Annotated in this window: 13 protein-coding genes; 9 read left to right on the top strand and 4 right to left on the bottom strand. The window is 69.6% G+C overall.

The window, feature by feature from the left end:
* The first annotated feature begins 81 nt into the window (after positions 1–81).
* The 6 genes from ACQVBX_RS08615 to ACQVBX_RS08590 all read left to right on the top strand — a co-directional run bounded on the left by ACQVBX_RS08615 (position 82) and on the right by ACQVBX_RS08590 (position 6923).
* Positions 82–1200 carry an aldo/keto reductase gene (locus tag ACQVBX_RS08615; RefSeq protein ID WP_431637949.1) on the top strand — a complete coding sequence of 373 codons (1119 nt, stop codon included), beginning with the start codon at positions 82–84 and terminating at the stop codon, positions 1198–1200.
* Positions 1201–1212: 12 nt separating this feature from the next.
* On the top strand, positions 1213–2061 hold the full coding sequence (locus ACQVBX_RS08610) for an alpha/beta fold hydrolase (protein WP_431637948.1): 849 nt from the start codon (positions 1213–1215) through the stop codon (positions 2059–2061).
* The gene (locus ACQVBX_RS08605) at positions 2058–2501 is read left to right on the top strand and encodes a GlcG/HbpS family heme-binding protein (protein WP_431637947.1); all 444 of its coding nucleotides are present in this window, start codon (positions 2058–2060) and stop codon (positions 2499–2501) included. The genes ACQVBX_RS08610 and ACQVBX_RS08605 overlap by 4 nt, the downstream gene beginning before the upstream one ends.
* Before the next feature lie 130 nt (positions 2502–2631).
* Complete coding sequence (locus tag ACQVBX_RS08600) at positions 2632–3363, top strand: ABC transporter ATP-binding protein (protein WP_431637946.1); 732 nt, start codon at positions 2632–2634, stop codon at positions 3361–3363.
* On the top strand, positions 3360–5726 hold the full coding sequence (locus tag ACQVBX_RS08595; protein WP_431637945.1) for an ABC transporter permease: 2367 nt from the start codon (positions 3360–3362) through the stop codon (positions 5724–5726). The genes ACQVBX_RS08600 and ACQVBX_RS08595 overlap by 4 nt, the downstream gene beginning before the upstream one ends.
* A 9-nt stretch (positions 5727–5735) precedes the next feature.
* On the top strand, positions 5736–6923 hold the full coding sequence (locus ACQVBX_RS08590; RefSeq protein WP_431637943.1) for an efflux RND transporter periplasmic adaptor subunit: 1188 nt from the start codon (positions 5736–5738) through the stop codon (positions 6921–6923).
* A 16-nt stretch (positions 6924–6939) separates the two neighbouring features.
* Here ACQVBX_RS08590 and ACQVBX_RS08585 read toward each other — a convergent pair whose 3' ends face one another.
* Complete coding sequence (locus ACQVBX_RS08585) at positions 6940–7563, bottom strand: hypothetical protein (RefSeq protein ID WP_431637942.1); 624 nt, start codon at positions 7561–7563, stop codon at positions 6940–6942.
* 151 nt (positions 7564–7714) lie between these two features.
* Positions 7715–8221: a Spy/CpxP family protein refolding chaperone gene (locus ACQVBX_RS08580; RefSeq protein WP_431637941.1), complete on the bottom strand. Its 507-nt coding sequence runs from the start codon at positions 8219–8221 to the stop codon at positions 7715–7717.
* A gap of 131 nt (positions 8222–8352) precedes the next feature.
* On the opposite strand from ACQVBX_RS08580, the gene ACQVBX_RS08575 reads away from it, so the two are divergent.
* The 3 genes from ACQVBX_RS08575 to ACQVBX_RS08565 are packed head-to-tail and all read left to right on the top strand — an operon-like array spanning position 8353 to position 11738.
* The gene (locus ACQVBX_RS08575; protein ID WP_431637940.1) at positions 8353–9039 is read left to right on the top strand and encodes a response regulator; all 687 of its coding nucleotides are present in this window, start codon (positions 8353–8355) and stop codon (positions 9037–9039) included.
* A complete protein-coding gene (locus ACQVBX_RS08570) occupies positions 9036–10412 on the top strand; it encodes a sensor histidine kinase (RefSeq protein WP_431637939.1) in 1377 nt (458 codons plus the stop codon). Before ACQVBX_RS08575 ends, ACQVBX_RS08570 begins: the two co-directional genes overlap by 4 nt.
* Before the next feature lie 51 nt (positions 10413–10463).
* Positions 10464–11738, top strand: a complete 1275-nt coding sequence (locus ACQVBX_RS08565) for an MFS transporter (RefSeq protein ID WP_431637937.1) — start codon at positions 10464–10466, stop codon at positions 11736–11738.
* Positions 11739–13047: 1309 nt separating this feature from the next.
* Here ACQVBX_RS08565 and ACQVBX_RS08560 read toward each other — a convergent pair.
* Together ACQVBX_RS08560 and ACQVBX_RS08555 are read right to left on the bottom strand one after the other, a co-directional pair.
* Complete coding sequence (locus ACQVBX_RS08560; RefSeq protein WP_431637936.1) at positions 13048–14301, bottom strand: ectonucleotide pyrophosphatase/phosphodiesterase; 1254 nt, start codon at positions 14299–14301, stop codon at positions 13048–13050.
* Between the two features lie 109 nt (positions 14302–14410).
* On the bottom strand, positions 14411–15673 hold the full coding sequence (locus tag ACQVBX_RS08555; RefSeq protein ID WP_431637934.1) for an ectonucleotide pyrophosphatase/phosphodiesterase: 1263 nt from the start codon (positions 15671–15673) through the stop codon (positions 14411–14413).
* Positions 15674–15689 lie beyond the last annotated feature (16 nt).

The following is a 15689-nucleotide window of genomic DNA, read 5'->3' as shown; positions in this document are numbered from 1 at the left end:
AATAAAGCTTCAAGAGAATCGGGATTTTTCTACGTGATGACAAGGGCCAGACTGGGCTCGCCATCCACGGAGGAACCCGCCATGCCGCTCGATCATTACTACACCCTCGGCCGTTCCGGCCTGCGCGTCAGCCGCCTCGCGCTCGGCACCATGACCTTCGGCGAGGACTGGGGCTGGGGCGCCGCGGAAGACGCCGCGCGCGCCATGTTCGACCGTTACCTGGACGCCGGCGGCAATTTCATCGACACCGCCGACATGTATACCGAGGGCGCCAGCGAAACCATGCTGGGCAAGTTCGTGGAGCAGGCGGGCGTGCGCGACCGCGTGGTGATCTCCACCAAGTTCAGCTACAACGCCGAGCCCGGCAATCCCAACGCCGGCGGTAACGGACGAAAGAACATCATGCGAGCGGTGGAGGGTTCGCTGCGCCGCCTGCGCACCGACTACATCGATCTCTACCTGCTGCACACCTGGGATCGCCTCACGCCGGCCGAGGAAGTAATGCGAGCCTTCGACGATCTGGCCCGCGCGGGCAAGATCCGCTACGCCGGACTGTCCGATGTGCCGGCCTGGTACGCGGCCCGTGCGCAGACCTATGCCGAAGCGCACGCCCTGACGCCGCTGGTCAACATGCAGCTCGAATACTCGATGGTCGAACGTCACATCGAGCACGAATACGTGCCGCTGGCGACCGGGCTGGGCATGGGCATCACCGCATGGAGCCCGCTGGGCATGGGCTTGCTGTCGGGCAAGTACCGCCCCAGTCAGGGCGGCGGCGAGGGCGAGGGCCGCCTGGCCAAGGTCACCGCCGCACCGGGATTCGAGCGCTTCACTGAGCGCAACTGGCGGATAGTCGCCACACTGGAAGAGGTCGCGCGTGAAAGCGGCCGCAGCATGGCGCAGATCGCGTTGAACTGGGCTGCCAACCGCCCGGGCATTGCTGCGTTGATCGTTGGCGCCACCAAGCTGGCGCAGTTGGACGACAACCTTGCCGCGCTGGATTTCGTTCTTCCCGAAGTGCTGCGCGCGCGGCTGGACGAGGCGAGCGCGCCGGATGCGCCCTTCCCGTACTACATGTTCGTCGATCGCCAGCAGACCCGCCTGCATGGCGGCGTGGCCGTGGGCGACAAGCCGGCCGGATACGCGCCACCGGTGTGCGTGGATGCGGTGGAAGCGCGCAACATCCAAGCCAGCCGCTGAGGAGAGCCCGTTATGTCAGTCACTTTTTCGCACAGGAAGAGCGGCGCGCCTCAGGCGCGCTGGATCGAGGCCGCCGGCGCGCATTTTCATGCCGAGCTGGCTGGCAGCGGCGAAGCCATCGCGATGCTGCACGGCTTTCTGGTCGACAGCGGCCAGTGGGACGACGCGTTCGCCGCGCTGGCCGATACGCATCGCGTGTTGCGCTACGACCTGCGCGGTTTCGGCCGCTCGTCCATGCCTGCCGTGCCGTTCTCGCATCACGACGACCTGGCGCGCGTGCTCGACGCCTGCAATATCGGGCGCACCGCGCTGGTGGGCTGCTCGGGCGGCGCCGCTACGGCGCTTGATTTCGCCGTGGCGTATCCGCAGCGCGTCAGCGCGCTGGCCCTGATCGGCGCCGGCTACTGGGGCCACTACGCCAGTCGCACAGCCGAAGCACGGGCCTTTCTGGCCGCGCTGGAAAGCGGCGATGCCGAAGCCTTGGTGGCAACGTCGCTGCGGGCGTTTGTCGACGGCCCCCGCCGCGCGCCGGAGCAGAGCCGTGCGGCGGCGCGCGAACGCATTGCCGCGATGAGCGCGTGGAACTTCGGCCGCGACGACGGTTACTGGAAACACGCCACTCTGCAACGCACTCCGGCAGTGCCCGCGCTGGAGCGGCTGGTCGAGCTGGACCTGCCGGTGCTGCTGATCGTCGGCGAAGAGGACCAGCCGGAGGTCGTCGAGCTGTCCGAGCGCCTCGCGGCCGGCCTGTCGAATGCCCGCCTGGTGCGCGTGCCGGACGCGGGCCATCACGCAGACATCGAGCGGCCCGACATCGTCTTGCCGCTGCTCGGCGCGTTCTTCGCAGAGGTGCGCGCATGAGCCGCCCGCCTTCGTATGGCGCGCCGATCGCCCTGGCCGAAGCCGCTCGCGTGATGGCGGCCGCCCAGGCCGAGGCCGTGCGCAATGACTGGCCGATGGTGATCGCCATTGTCGGCAGCGGCGGCCATCTGGTGATGTTGCATGCGCTGGACGACGCCCAGCACGGTAGCGTGGCCGTGGCGCAGGCCAAGGCTGAGACGGCGGTGAATTTCCGCCGCCCCAGCAAGCTGTTCGAAGAGGCCATCGAGGCCGGCGGCCTGGGCCTGCGGGTACTGGCCATGTCCAACCTGCTGCCGCTGGACGGTGGCCTGCCGCTGATCGTCGACGGTTGCGTGATCGGCGCCATCGGGGTTTCGGGCATGCAGTCCACCCAGGATGCGCAGGTGGCCGCGGCAGGCGCCGCCGCCTTGCTCGCCGAGGCCACGACGGTCCGCAGCTGAGCGCGCTGGCGGCGGGGCGTGCAGCAGCCGATCGTGTCCGCAATTGTCCGAGGTCATGAAACGCCGCCCGGCCAGAGACTAGGCTCGATGCCGTGGCCGTCCGCGGGCGGCGTTGGCAATGAGGGTGTGCATGAGGTCGACGTCCCCGCCAGCGGATACCGGACCGGTGTTCCGTGCTCGCGGACTCACCAAGACCTACCGCATGGGCGAGGTCGAGGTGGCCGCGTTGCGCGGGGTCGATCTCGACCTGTTCCGCGGCGAGTTCGTGGTGCTGCTGGGGCCCTCGGGCAGCGGCAAGTCGACCCTGCTGAACATCCTCGGCGGGCTGGATGCGCCCAGCGGTGGCGAGGTCTGGTACGAGGGGCATCACCTAACCGGCGCCACCTCGCGCGAGCTCACCCAGTTCCGCCGCGAGCACGTGGGCTTCGTGTTCCAGTTCTACAACCTCATTCCCAGCCTCACCGCGCGCGAGAACGTCGCCATCGTCACCGAGCTGGCCGACGATCCGATGACGCCGGAGGAGGCGCTTGCGCGCGTCGATCTGGCCGATCGCATGGATCACTTTCCCGCCCAACTCTCCGGCGGCCAGCAGCAGCGTGTTGCGATCGCCCGCGCCATCGCCAAGCGGCCTGCGGTACTGCTGTGCGACGAGCCCACCGGCGCGCTCGACTCGGCCACCGGCGTGCGCGTGCTCGAGGCGCTGGAGCGCGTCAACGCCGAGCTCGGCACCACCACCGTGGTGATCACCCACAACGTCGATATCGCGCGCATGGCCGACCGTGTGCTGGTGCTGGGCGACGGCCGCATCGTGCGCGAAGAGCGCCCGGCCAAACGGGTGCCGGCGCGGGAGCTGAGCTGGTGAGCGCGCTGGCGCGCAAGGCGCGTCGCGATCTGTGGCACCTGCGCGGGCAGGCGCTGGCGATCGCGCTGGTGATCGCCGGCGGCGTCGCCACGCTGGTGATGTCGCAGTCCACCTACGCCTCGCTGATGAACACGCGTGCGCAGTTCTACCGCGAGGGCGCGCTGGCCGATCTATGGGCACCGCTGGTGCGCGCGCCCGACACGCTGACGCCCCGGCTGGCGGCGATCCCCGGCGTGCAGACGGTGCAGACGCGCCTGCTGGCGCCCGGCACGCTCGCGCTGTCCGGCTTCAACGAGCCGGTGCGCGCCGAGGTGGTGTCGTTGCCGATCGAGGGCGGGCAGCCGCGGCTGAATCGCGTGCAGCTGCGCAGCGGCCGGTTGCCTTCGCCGGATGCGGACAATGAGGTGGTGCTGGGCGAGGCGTTCGCCTCGGCGCATGCATTGCGCGTGGGGGACCAGGTGCAGCTGATCCTGCGCGGACGCCAGCGCACGCTGCGCGTGGTCGGCATCGGCAGTTCGCCGGAGTACGTCTACCAGAACCCGCCGGGCGCCGTGTTCCCGGACTTCAAGCGCTTCGCCGTGCTGTGGATGAACCGCCACGCGATGGAGAAGGCGCTGGGCATGGATGGCGCGTTCAACAACGTGGTGCTGCAGCTGGCCGGTGGCGTGTCGGCCGCGCCCACCATCACCGCGCTGGATGCGCTGCTCGCGCGCTACGGCGGCGTGGGCGCGTACGGCCGCCACGAGCAGACCTCGGCGCGCTATCTGGAAGAGGAGATGCGCCAGCTGCGCACCATGGCGCGACTGTTTCCGGCGATCTTCCTGGGCGTGGCGGCGTTCCTGCTGCACGTGGTGCTGATGCGCCTGATCGGCACGCAGCGCGAGCAGATCGGCGTGCTCAAGGCATTCGGTTATCCCGATTACCGCCTCGCGCTGCATTACCTCGCGATCGCCGGCTCCATTGCGCTGGTCGGCGCGCTGCTGGGCATCGGCGGTGGGGCCTTGCTGGGGAGCTGGCTGGCGCATGTCTACCAGGGCATCTATCGCTTTCCTTATCTGGCCTACGCGCTCGATACGCGCGCGGTGACCGTGGCGCTGGCGGTGAGCCTGGGCGCGGCGGCGGGCGGTGCGTTGATGGCGCTCCATGCCGCAGCGCGGCTGCCACCGGCCGAGGCGATGCGCCCGCCATCGCCGCCGCGGTTCGGGCCGGCGCTGGTGGAGCGCCTCGGTGTGCAGCGCTGGCTGTCGCCGTCCTCGCGCATCGCGCTGCGTGACCTGGCGCGTCGTCCGTGGCGCGCGTTCGCCACCGTCACCGGGCTGGCGCTGGCCTCCGCGGTGATGGCGGTGGGACGCTTCCAGGGCGATGCCATCGATTACATGGTCGATACCCAGCTGAGTCTGGCGCAGCACCAGGATCTCAGCGTCACCTTCATCGACCCGGCCTCGCGTGCCGCATTGTTCGAGCTGGCCGCGCTGCCGGGCGTGCGCGTGGCCGAGCCGGTGCGCATCGTGTCGGTGCAACTGGTGCACGGCGCGCGTCGCTATCGCACGGTGATCGAGGGACTGCCACCCGATGCGGTGCTCAGTCGTCCGCGCGATACGCAGCTGCGCCCGCTGGTGCCGCGCGGCGACGGAGTGCTGCTCACCGACTACCTGCGTGACCGTCTCGCGTTGGCACCCGGCGACACCGTGCAGGTGCAGGCGCTGGACGGCCACCGCCGGCGTCGCGAGCTGCGCGTGGCCGGCTTCGTGCCCGAGCCGATCGGTGCACAGGGCTACATGGCGCTCGATGCGCTCAACCGCGTGCTGGGCGACGGCGACGTGATCTCCGGCGTGCTGCTCGGCGTGACGCCGGGCGCGGAGCCGGCGCTGTATGCGCGGCTGGACCGGCGACCGTGGGTGGCCGGCGTCAGCGCGCGGCAGGCCGGCATCCGCAGCTTCTACGCCACCATGGCCGAGAGCATGCGCGCGTTCACCTGGATCGCCGCGCTGCTGGGCGCGCTGATCAACGTGGGGCTGGTCTACAACGCCGCCCGCATCAGCCTGTCCGAACGCGGCCGCGAGCTGGCCAGCCTGCGCGTACTGGGCATGACCGAGGGCGAGGTGAGCGCGCTGCTGCTGGGCGAGCTCGGCGTGCTGGTGCTGCTGTCGCTGCCGTTCGGCTTCGCCGCGGGCTGGGGGCTGTGCTGGCTGATGGTGCAGGGCTTCCAGTCCGAACTGTTCCGCGTGCCGGTGCGGCTGACCACCGCCACCTACGCCTTCGCCGGGCTTACCGTGCTGGGCGCCAGCGTATTCTCCGCGCTGCTGGTGCGCCGGCGCATCGCGCGGCTGGATCTGATCGCCGTGCTCAAGACCCGTGAGTGAGACCTGCCCATGAAGCGCACCCATCTCGCTGTCGCCGTGGTCGCCTGCGCCGCCCTCGCTGCGGTGGCGTGGTGGGCGCTGCAGACGGCGCCGCGACCGGTGGAGCTGGCGCGCGTCACGCGTGGCCCGCTGGTGGAGCGCTTCGAGGAGGAAGGCCGCACCCGGCTGCCGCGGCGCTGGGTGCTCTCCGCACCGATCGCCGGCACGGTCCAGCGGATCGATCTGCTGCCCGGCGCCACGGTGCAGGTCGGCCAGGTGCTGGCGGTGATCGAACCGCTGCCGGCGGCGCTGATTGATCCGGCCAACCGCGTGCGGCTGGAAGCCGAGGCGCAGGCCGCCGCGGCGGCTCGGCAGGCCGCCGCGCAGCGCCTGGCCGCCGCGCGCAGCGATGCGGCGCTGGCGCAGCGCGACGTATCGCGCATGCGCACGCTCGGCGCCGGCGGCGTGGTCAGCGTGGCCGCGCTGGACGAAGCCGAAGCGCGGGTGGATCGCGCCCGCGCGATGGCCGCGGCGGCCGAGGCCGAGCAGCAGGCCGCGGCGCAGCAGCACGCGGCGCTGCTGGCCTTACTGCAGGGGCAGGGCCGGGCCGGCGGCCACGCGGTGGCGCTGCGCTCGCCGATCGACGGCGTGCTGCTGCGCCGTTATCAGGAGAGCGCAGTGGCCGTGGCCGCCGGCCAGCCGCTGCTCGAAGTGGGCGACCTGCGCACGCTCGAGGTGATGGTCCAGGCGCTGTCGCAACAGGCGCTGCGGCTGCAGCCGGGAACGCCGGCACGCATCCTGCGCTGGGGCGGCGCGGCGCCGCTGGAGGCACGCGTGGCGCGAGTTGAACCCGGTGCCTTCACCAAGATCTCCGCGCTCGGCGTGGAGGAACAGCGCACCCAGGTCTGGCTCGACATCACCTCGCCGCCCGCGCAGTGGGCCGCGCTCGGCGACGATTTCCGCGTCGAGGTGCAGTTCGAGGTGGCGCGCCAGGCCAACGTGCTGCAGGTGGCCTCGAGCGCGCTGTTCCGCGACGGCCGGCGCTGGGCGGCGTATCGGGTAGAGGGCGGCCGCGCGCATCGGGTGGCGGTGACGCCAGGCACCGAGGGCGACGGCGCGGTGGCGGTACTTGCCGGCCTGCGCGAGGGCGATCAGGTGGTGGCGTATCCGGACGACCGCCTGGCCGATGGCCAGCGCGTGCGTGTGGTGGAGCCGTAAGCCATAGGTCAGTGCATCAGTGCGTCCAGTGCAGCCCACCCAGCGCCGCATGCAGGGCGCTCCACGCCTGGTTTTCCGTGAACGGTGGAGTGGCCGGCGGGTCGTACACCTCCGGCCGCGTGCCGTATACCAGCAGGTCGATCGCCACGCAGTGGCCCGCGCGCACGGCGCGGTAGCCGTCGACCTTCAGGTAGTGGCTCATTGCCGCGTCGCCGGCGCGGAAGTGCTGGAACGCCACGCCGTCGAGCTTCTCGATCGAGGTAGAATCCGGCGCCGCGCTGGCGGGAATGTCTTCGCAATGGGCCAGCGCCTCGGCCGCGTCGCTCTCGCTTACGCGCAGTTCGCCGGCGGTGATCTTGTTGGAGCCGTCCATCACCAGGGCGCCCAGTGGCCGGCCCTGGCTGTTCTCTCCCGCAAACGTCTGCCAGGCGCCGGCGTCGAGATAGCTGCGCTGGAAGTCGCGGCGCAGCGTCATGCCTGAGGGCACGGGCAGCGTCAGGCCCAGTGTGGCCTCGCTGAATGTGCGCGGCGCCGGCGTCTCGGCGGGAGGCGTGTCGGCGTGTGGCGCGGGTGGCGCGCGGTCGTGGCAGGCGGCAAGCGCCAGTCCGAACAGGGCCAGCAGCGGGCGAAGGGTCCTCATCGCGGTCACTCCGTGGGGCGGCGTTGCGATCCTCAGTTCTCGCCGATGAAGACAATGGCTGCCCGGCGTGGGCGCGGCGTGCAGGCGGCGGTCGCAAAGAAAGAGGCGCCCGCTTGCGCGGGCGCCTCCAGCAACGGACGGTTTGCCCGTTTTACTGCGCGGTGCTGGCCGTCGGAGCGGGGTGGCTCTTGCGGAACTCCTTCCACTGCTCGCGGCGGGCTTCGCGCTCGCTGCGCATCGTGGCCAGCTGGGCCTTCTGCGCCGGCGTCAGCACGGCGTAGATCTGCGCCTTCACCTTGGCACGCTGCTCGATACGGGCCTGGGTGGCCTGGCCCTCAACCTGCGCCAGGCGGGCGGCCGCGGCCTGGTAACCGACCTGGTCCGGCGTCATCTGCCCGAACGCTTCGCGCTGGGTGCGCAGCGCCTGCCACTGGCCCTTGTTCTGCTCGCGGCTGGCCTGGGTGATCTGCTTGATGCTGGCCTTCTGCGCATCGGTGAGGTTGAGTTTGGCGAACGCCTCGTGCATGCCGTGATGGCCGCGGTGGCCGTGACCGCCGAAGTGGCGGTCGCCGTCGTGACCGCCGGTAGCCGCGTAGGCCGCACCGGTGAGTGCCAGCGCCGAGGCCAGGATGAAACCGAGGGAAGTCGTCTTGCGCATGGGGGACACCTCTTGCTTGGGTGGGGAGTGGTGAGCATTGGACGACACTGTTGCGTGTATGTTCTTTGCGCAAACGTAAAGATCGGTAAAGCCCGTGGCGCGCGCGTCGCGGACCCACTGGAATGTCCCCCATGCCCCGCATCCTGCTCGCCGACGACGATCGCGCCCTGACCCGCCTGCTGGCCGACTACCTGCAGCGCGAGGGTTTCACCGTGGACGTGGTGCACGATGGCGAAGCCGCCCTGGCGCACCTGCGCGACGGCGCGCAGCGGCCGGATCTGCTGATCCTCGACGTGATGATGCCCGGCCGCGACGGCCTGGAAACCCTGCGCGAGCTGCGCCTGCAGCAGCGTCTGCCGGTGATCATGCTGTCCGCCCGCGGCGAGCCGGTGGACCGGGTGATCGGGCTGGAGCTGGGCGCCGACGACTACCTCGCCAAGCCCTGCCTGCCGCGCGAGCTGCTGGCGCGCGTGCGCGCGCAGCTGCGCCGGCAGAATCCAGAGGCGGCGGCCAACGTGCAGGTCGGTGCGCTGCGGCTGCAGCCGGGCGATCGCCAGGCGTACGTGGGTGCGCGCGAGCTCAACCTCACCGGCGCGGAGTTCCAGTTGCTGCTCGCGCTGGCGCAGCGCGCTGGCGAAGTGGTGGACAAGGCGACGCTGACGCGCCTGTCGCTGGGCCGCGAACTGGAGCGTTTCGACCGCAGCATCGACGTGCACGTGAGCCGCCTGCGCCACAAGCTGGCCGAGGCCTCCGACGCGGCGCCGCGCATCGAATCGGTGCGCGGTTCTGGCTACCTGCTGCTGGCGGGGGCGGCATGAATCCGCTGCGCAGCTCGCTCTATTGGCGCTTGCTGCTGGGTTTCTGCCTGGCCAACCTGGTGGTGCTGTTCGTCGGTGGCGCGCTGGCGCAGCGCTTCATCGAGTACTCCACCGCGGTGGAGATCGACTGGCCCACGCTCGCCAGCGATGCGCGCGACGCCTACCAGTCCGGTGGCGAGCCGGCCCTGCAGGCATGGTCGCAGGCGCAGCGGCACGAAGGCATCGAGGCGACGCTGTTCGAGCATGGCCGAGCGCTGTCGCCGTTCCGCCTGTATGGCCCGATCCAGCGCGACCTGCCCAACCTGCTGGGCGCCGGGCACGATCTTTTGATGCAGCCGCGGCCCGGCCTGTATCTCGCCGTACAGGCGGTGTCCGGCAGCGACGGGCGCAGCTACCAGCTGGTCGCGCTGAGTCGCTCGCACACGCGCTTGCGCCAGCACACGCGTCAGCGCATCGAGCTTACCGTGCAGGCGGTGCTGTCGTTGCTGCTGGTGGGTGGCATCGGCTGGTGGATCGCCCGCAGTGTGGCGCGCCCGGTGGCGGCCCTGCGCGCCACCACGCAGCGGATGGCGGCGGGCGAGCTGTCTGCGCGCGTCCACTGGCGCGGACGCTCGCGACGTGACGAGCTGGCCCAGCTCGCCGGCGATTTCGACGCGATGGCCGAGCGCATCGAGGCGCTGGTCGCGCACGATCGCGGCGTGCTGCAGGATCTCTCGCACGAGCTGCGCTCGCCGCTGGCGCGGCTGCAGCTGATCCTCGATTTCGCCGAGCGCAGCGCCAGCCCAGCCGAAGCGGCCGGCTACTTCCGCCAGGCCGAGCAGGAGATCGCGCGGCTGGATCGCCTCACCGGCGAGATGCTGGCGCTGTCGCGACTGGAAGGCGGCCTGCCGGGCATGCAGGCAGACGTGGTGGATCTCGCCGCGCTGGTCCGCGATGCCGCCGCGCGCGCCACGTTGGAAGCCGGCGCGCGCCACATCCAGCTCAACGTGCGGGCTGATGCCGAGGCGCCGGTCAGCGGCAACGCCCAGCTGCTGGAGCGCGCGGTCGACAACGTGCTGGGCAACGCGATCAAGTTCGGCGCACCGGGCACGGCGGTCGAGCTGGTGCTGGCGCCGTTGGATCACGGCGAAGTGGAACTGACCGTGCGCGATCACGGCCCCGGCGTGCCGGAGCCGGAGCTGGCGATGCTGTTTAGGCCGTTCTTCCGCGGCAGCAATGCGGCGCACGCCGACGGGCTTGGCCTGGGGCTGGGCATCGTGCAGCGCGTGGTGCAGGTGCACGGCGGCAGCGTGCGCGCCGCCAACGCGCCAGGCGGGGGATTGGAGGTGACGCTGCGCCTGCCGCTGACGCGGACCGACCAGCGCACGGTTTAAGCTGGCGCGTGCAGGCGCCTGGCCTGCGTCAGTCCAGCGATGTGTTCCACGATGTCCACTCCGGCTTCCGCCGACGGCCGCCTGGCCGACACGTCTACCGCCATTCGCCACGGCACGCCCGCGTTCCGCCGCACCAACCTCGCGCTGTTCGCCGCCGGCCTGGCCACGTTCGGCCTGTTGTACTGCGTGCAGCCGCTGATGCCGCAGTTCAGCCACGACTACGGCGTAAGCGCAGCGGCCAGCGCGTTGTCGCTGTCGCTCACCACCGGCGTGCTCGCCTTCGCCATGCTGTTCGCTGGCGCGCTGTCCGATGCGGTGGGGCGCAAGTCGGTGATGGCCGTATCGCTGCTGTCCTCGGCGGTGCTGGTGCTGGCCACCGCGCTGGTGCCGGATTGGCACATGCTGCTGGTGCTGCGCACGCTGCTGGGGCTTACCCTGAGCGGCCTGCCCGCCGTGGCGATGACCTATCTCAGCGAGGAGATGCACGCCGATTCCATCGGCTTAGGGATGGGCCTGTACATCGCTGGTAACGCGATCGGCGGCATGGGCGGACGGCTGGTGGCCGGCGTTCTGGCCGACTACTTCGGCTGGCGCGTGGGCGTGGCCACGGTGGGCGGCATCGGGCTCATCTCGGCGCTGCTGTTCTGGGCCAGCCTGCCGCCGTCGCGGCACTTCGTGCGCCAGCCGCTCAACCTGCGCAGCCTGCTCGCGCGCTTCGCGGCGATGTTCCGCGACGCCGCATTGCCGTGGCTGTTCGCCACCGGCTTCCTGCTGCTGGGCGCCTTCGTCACCGTCTACAACTACATCGGCTACCGCATGCTGGCACCGCCGTACTCGTTGAGCCAGGCGGTGGTCGGCGCGATCTTCAGCGTCTACCTCATCGGCACCTTCAGCTCGGCGTGGATGGGCCACCTGGCCGGCCAGCTCGGTCGGCGCAAGGTGCTGTGGACGGCTTTCGCGCTGATGCTGGTGGGCGTGGCGCTCACCGCGCTCACGCCGCTGTGGCTGATCGTGCTGGGCATCGTGGCGATCACCTTCGGCTTCTTCGGCGGCCACTCGATCGCCAGCAGCTGGGTGGGGCGGCGCGCGGGTGCCTCCAAGGCGCAGGCGTCGTCGATGTATCTGTTCTCGTATTACATGGGCTCGAGCCTGGCGGGTGCTGGTGGCGGGTTGTTCTACGCCTCGCATGGGTGGCATGGGGTGGTGGCGTTTGTTGGTGTGCTGGTGCTGGCCGGGTTGCTGGTGGCTTGGCGGCTCTACCGTGTGCCGCCTCTGGTCAATGTGGCGACGTTGCCTACGCCGGCTAGTCAGGGGGCGATGCCCTGAGGGGGCTTTGCCGGTGGTGGGATCGACGCTTCCACGCGGCGCTCCGTGGACCGCCACAAGCCCACGCTTTTCGCCAGACGCCACACGCTCTCCTGCCGTCATTCCCGCGGACGCGGGAATCCACTTTGCTCTTTATCGCTTTGCTTCAGAAGCAACAGCCAAGAGCGGTTTCGTCCTCCTTCGGAGGCCGAGTTACTTCTCTTTGTGTGGCCACGCGCCCGTCCGGAACGGGCGCGAACGGCGAAGCCGACCCGAAGGGCGGAGGGCAGGATGCCCGGAGTAAAGAGAAGTAACCAAGAGAAAGGCCCCCGCCTCCGCATGCGCCGTCATTCTCGCGAAAGCGGGAGGTGCGTTTCAGCGGCGCAAGCCGGTCATCCAGTGTCTTTTGCTCTTTCCGGACTCCTGGATCCGTAGAGCGAAGAGCGTTTCGTCCTCCTTCGGAGGGCGAGTCACTTCTCTTTGCGTGGCCAAAGAGAAGTAACCAAGAGAAAGGCCACCCCGCTTTCGCGCCTCACCGGTCTGCGACCGGTGAGGTACGCGTCCGGGCTACGGGGTTTGTCGACAGTCCATCCATGGACTGACGCCAAACTGGCTCGCATCCATGCGAGCCACCCTTCGGGCTGATCCTCCGCCCGGCCGCCGCTGCAGAGGGGAGGGAAGATCAAAAGCCGCGCGCGTCGCGCGCGAAGGCTCGGCGATCGCTGACGCGATCACCATTGCCTTTGCGCTGTTGTCCATGCCGATGCTGGTGCTGAAGCTGAGGACGTAGTCGCAGTTGTTTCCGCTACCCAGCCCAACGACCCGGAAGACCAACCCGCGCGCTTCCAGACCCAGGTCGACGCCAAGGATGCCGGCGACGACGAGGCCATGCGGTCGCCGTCGCTGTGGCTCTGGATGTGGCTGTAGCTGGAGCTGGTGCTTTGGCCGTTGGCCTGGCCTTTGCCCTTGCCTTTGACCTCCACCTCCCTTGTGAGGCAGTGAGCCGGGGACGATCAGGCCCGCAGGGGCATCGGCAGGGATGCCGATGCCTTTTCGCCAGTGCATGGATGCACTGTCGAAAAGCCCGTCCGCGGCTCACGGACTTGCCGGGCGTAGCCCGGCAAGTGCCGAGGAGGGTCGCCTTCTCTTTGGTTACTTTCTCTTGGCGACCCAAGAGAAAGTGACTCGGTCGCCGAAGGCGAACGAAAGCTCTGGCTCTTCTGATCTCACTCCGAACAACTTCCGTGTGGACCGCGCGGAAGCGGCAGCCAAGGAGCTTGCGAGCCACTACCCGATGCCGGAACCCCACCTCCAATCCTGCACCCACACCTCACCGCGCCGCCGGCACCAACATCCCCTTCACCGCCTCGTAGTCGCCATCATTCGGCGCCGCAGTGATACGCAGCAGATGAGTCATCAGCGGATACACATCCACGTTCGAAAACTCCGGCACCACCAGGTGCTGGCGGAACGCCGGCCCGTGCGCCAGGAACAGCGCGCGCATCGCCGGGTCGGCATTGTCGAAGCCGTGCTCGCCGTAGATCGCCTTGCCGTGGTGAAGCATCGTGGTGGTGTTGCTGGTGATCAACCAGCCGACCTGGGCCAGGCAGAACAGGGGTGGCACGCGCGGGTTGTGGCCGTAGTGCAGGCGGGCGGGAATCTGGCCTTTCTTCCAGCACTGCATGTGCGGATGCGGCTTGAGCAGGGCGGCTTCCACCTCGGCCTCGCGGCCCGGTGCCGGGATGATCCCGGAGATCGCGCCGGTCGACACCACGCGCGCATGGCCCGGGGTGATCAGGTCGTCGAGGAAGATGCGCTGGTTCGGCGGCGTCGCGGCCATGCCGTGGTCGGCGACCACAATCAGGTTGATGCGATCGAACAGGCCGCGTTGCTTCAGCCCCGCGACCAGTCGCGCCAATGCGCTGTCCACTTCACCGATGGCGGCATTGGTTTCCGGCGCATCGGGGCCGTAGTAGTGGCCGGCGGTGTCTACCGCCTCGAAGTACAGCGTGAGCAGTTGCGGTCGTTTGTCTGCGGGCAGGTCCAGCCACGCGAGCAGCTTGTCCACGCGCGCGTCGTACGGCATGTCGCCGTCGTAGGGGAGCCAGTGCTCGGGGCGTACGCCGTGGATCGCCGCTTCGGAGCCGGGCCAGAACATGGTGGCGGTGTGCAGCCCCTGTTTTTCTGCGGTGACCCAGATCGGCTCGGCCTCGTTCCACCAGCGCCCGTCACCCACCGCCTGGCGATTGCCGAGGGTGAAGCTGCCCAAGGTTGGGTCGAACATCGCGTTGTCGACGATGCCGTGCCTGTCCGGGTAGCGGCCGGTGACCAGGGTGTAGTGGTTGGGAAAGGTTAGGGAGGGAAACGAAGGCTCCATCGCGCGCGCTCGCACGCCGTCGTTGGCCAGCGCGGACAGCGTGGGCGAGATGCCGCGGTCGAGATAATCGGCGCGAAAGCCGTCGATCGACACCAGCAGCACCGGCGCGGGGGCGGCAGCCTCGGCTTGCACGACGGGGCGCGTACTGGCACAGCCGGCCAGCAGGGCCAGCGCGGCGCAGGGAATCCAGCGGAGAAAATGGGTCATGGAAAAGCAGGTCGAGGGGAGGGGCGCCGATGATGTGCGAGCGCGCTGCCGGCGTCATAGCCCGAACGGCCTATGGCGCCTTGATGCATCCATGCGCTGCGCCATGCTCTTAGCGCGCTGCGGGCACCAGCATGTCCTTCACCGCGTCGTAGTTGCCGTCGTTCGCCGCGGGCGTGATGCCCAGCAGGTGCGCCATCAGCGGATAGACGTCCACGTTCGGGAACACCGCATGCCCCACGCCGCGCCGGAACGCCGGCCCGTGCGCCACGAACAGCGCCTGCATGCGCAAGTCGGCGTTGTCGTAGCCGTGTTCGCCGCGCGCGTGGTCGTCGGCATGCATGGCCAGGTACTTACGCGTAGAGATCGTCCAGCCCACATCGGCCAGGCACAGCAACTGCGGCACGCGCGGGTTATGGCCGTAGGCGAGGCGGGCCGGTACGCGCGTCTTGTCCCAGCACTGCATGTGCTGCTGCGGTTGTTCCATGCGCGCCTCGATCGCAGCGAACGCGCGCGTGTGGCCGGGTTTCGGATCGATGCCGGCGAATACGCCCGCGGTCACCAGATCCACCTGGTCCAGCGGCAGCAGATCGTCGAGCGCAATGGCGTGCCCCACCGGCACCGTGGCCATGCCGTGATCGGCCAGCACGATGATGTTGATGCGATCGAACAGGCCGCGCTGCTTCAGCCCGGCGACCAGCCGGCCCAGCGCCTCGTCGGTCTCGCGCAGGGCCTGGTTCACCTGCGGCGAGTCCGGCCCGAAGTCGTGGCCGGCGTGATCAACCGCGTCGAAATACAGCGTGAGAAAGCTCGGCCGCTGGCCGGGCGGCAGATCCAGCCAGGCGAGCAGCTGGTCCACGCGCTGGTCGGGTGTCACCGCGCCGTCGTAGGGCCGCCAGTGATCGGGATGGCGGCCGTGGATGTCGGCTTCAGTGCCGGGCCAGAACATGGTGGCGGTCTTCAGGCCCGCGCGGTCCGCGGTTTCCCACAGCGGCGTGCCTTCGGCCCACCAGCGGCCGTCGCTCACCGCCTGGCGATCCTTCAGCGCGAAGTGGCCAAGCTGCGGGTCTTCCATCGTGTTGTGCACGATGCCGTGGTGGTCCGGGCGCAGGCCCGTTACCAGCGTGTAGTGGTTGGGAAAGGTCAGCGAGGGAAACGAGGGCTGCATGCCCTCGGCGTGCACACCGTCTTGCGCCAGCGCGGCGAGCGTGGGGCTGAGGCCGCGGTCGAGGTAGTCGTAGCGGTAGCCATCGATCGAAACCAGCAGCAGCGGCGTGGGCGAAGCGGGCGGGGCAACGTGTTGCGCGGGAAGCTCGGCACAGGCTGCGACAAACGGCAGCAGGACGCAGCCGAGCAGACGGAACAGGATTTTCATGCGTTGAAACCTACGA

Source organism: Dyella thailandensis, assembly GCF_050749815.1.
Classification (GTDB): Bacteria; Pseudomonadota; Gammaproteobacteria; order Xanthomonadales; family Rhodanobacteraceae; genus Dyella_A.
This window is presented reverse-complemented; position numbering and strand designations above follow the sequence as displayed.

Excerpts from the sequence above, each read along its gene's own strand:
- ACQVBX_RS08575 (WP_431637940.1), top strand. The coding sequence starts at position 8,353 with ATGCCCCGCATCCTGCTCGCCGACGACGATCGCGCCCTGACCCGCCTG.
- ACQVBX_RS08585 (WP_431637942.1), bottom strand. The coding sequence starts at position 7,563 with ATGAGGACCCTTCGCCCGCTGCTGGCCCTGTTCGGACTGGCGCTTGCC.
- ACQVBX_RS08565 (WP_431637937.1), top strand. The coding sequence starts at position 10,464 with ATGTCCACTCCGGCTTCCGCCGACGGCCGCCTGGCCGACACGTCTACC.
- ACQVBX_RS08560 (WP_431637936.1), bottom strand. The coding sequence starts at position 14,301 with ATGACCCATTTTCTCCGCTGGATTCCCTGCGCCGCGCTGGCCCTGCTG.
- ACQVBX_RS08580 (WP_431637941.1), bottom strand. The coding sequence starts at position 8,221 with ATGCGCAAGACGACTTCCCTCGGTTTCATCCTGGCCTCGGCGCTGGCA.
- ACQVBX_RS08605 (WP_431637947.1), top strand. The coding sequence starts at position 2,058 with ATGAGCCGCCCGCCTTCGTATGGCGCGCCGATCGCCCTGGCCGAAGCC.
- ACQVBX_RS08570 (WP_431637939.1), top strand. The coding sequence starts at position 9,036 with ATGAATCCGCTGCGCAGCTCGCTCTATTGGCGCTTGCTGCTGGGTTTC.
- ACQVBX_RS08600 (WP_431637946.1), top strand. The coding sequence starts at position 2,632 with ATGAGGTCGACGTCCCCGCCAGCGGATACCGGACCGGTGTTCCGTGCT.
- ACQVBX_RS08555 (WP_431637934.1), bottom strand. The coding sequence starts at position 15,673 with ATGAAAATCCTGTTCCGTCTGCTCGGCTGCGTCCTGCTGCCGTTTGTC.
- ACQVBX_RS08610 (WP_431637948.1), top strand. The coding sequence starts at position 1,213 with ATGTCAGTCACTTTTTCGCACAGGAAGAGCGGCGCGCCTCAGGCGCGC.
- ACQVBX_RS08615 (WP_431637949.1), top strand. The coding sequence starts at position 82 with ATGCCGCTCGATCATTACTACACCCTCGGCCGTTCCGGCCTGCGCGTC.
- ACQVBX_RS08590 (WP_431637943.1), top strand. The coding sequence starts at position 5,736 with ATGAAGCGCACCCATCTCGCTGTCGCCGTGGTCGCCTGCGCCGCCCTC.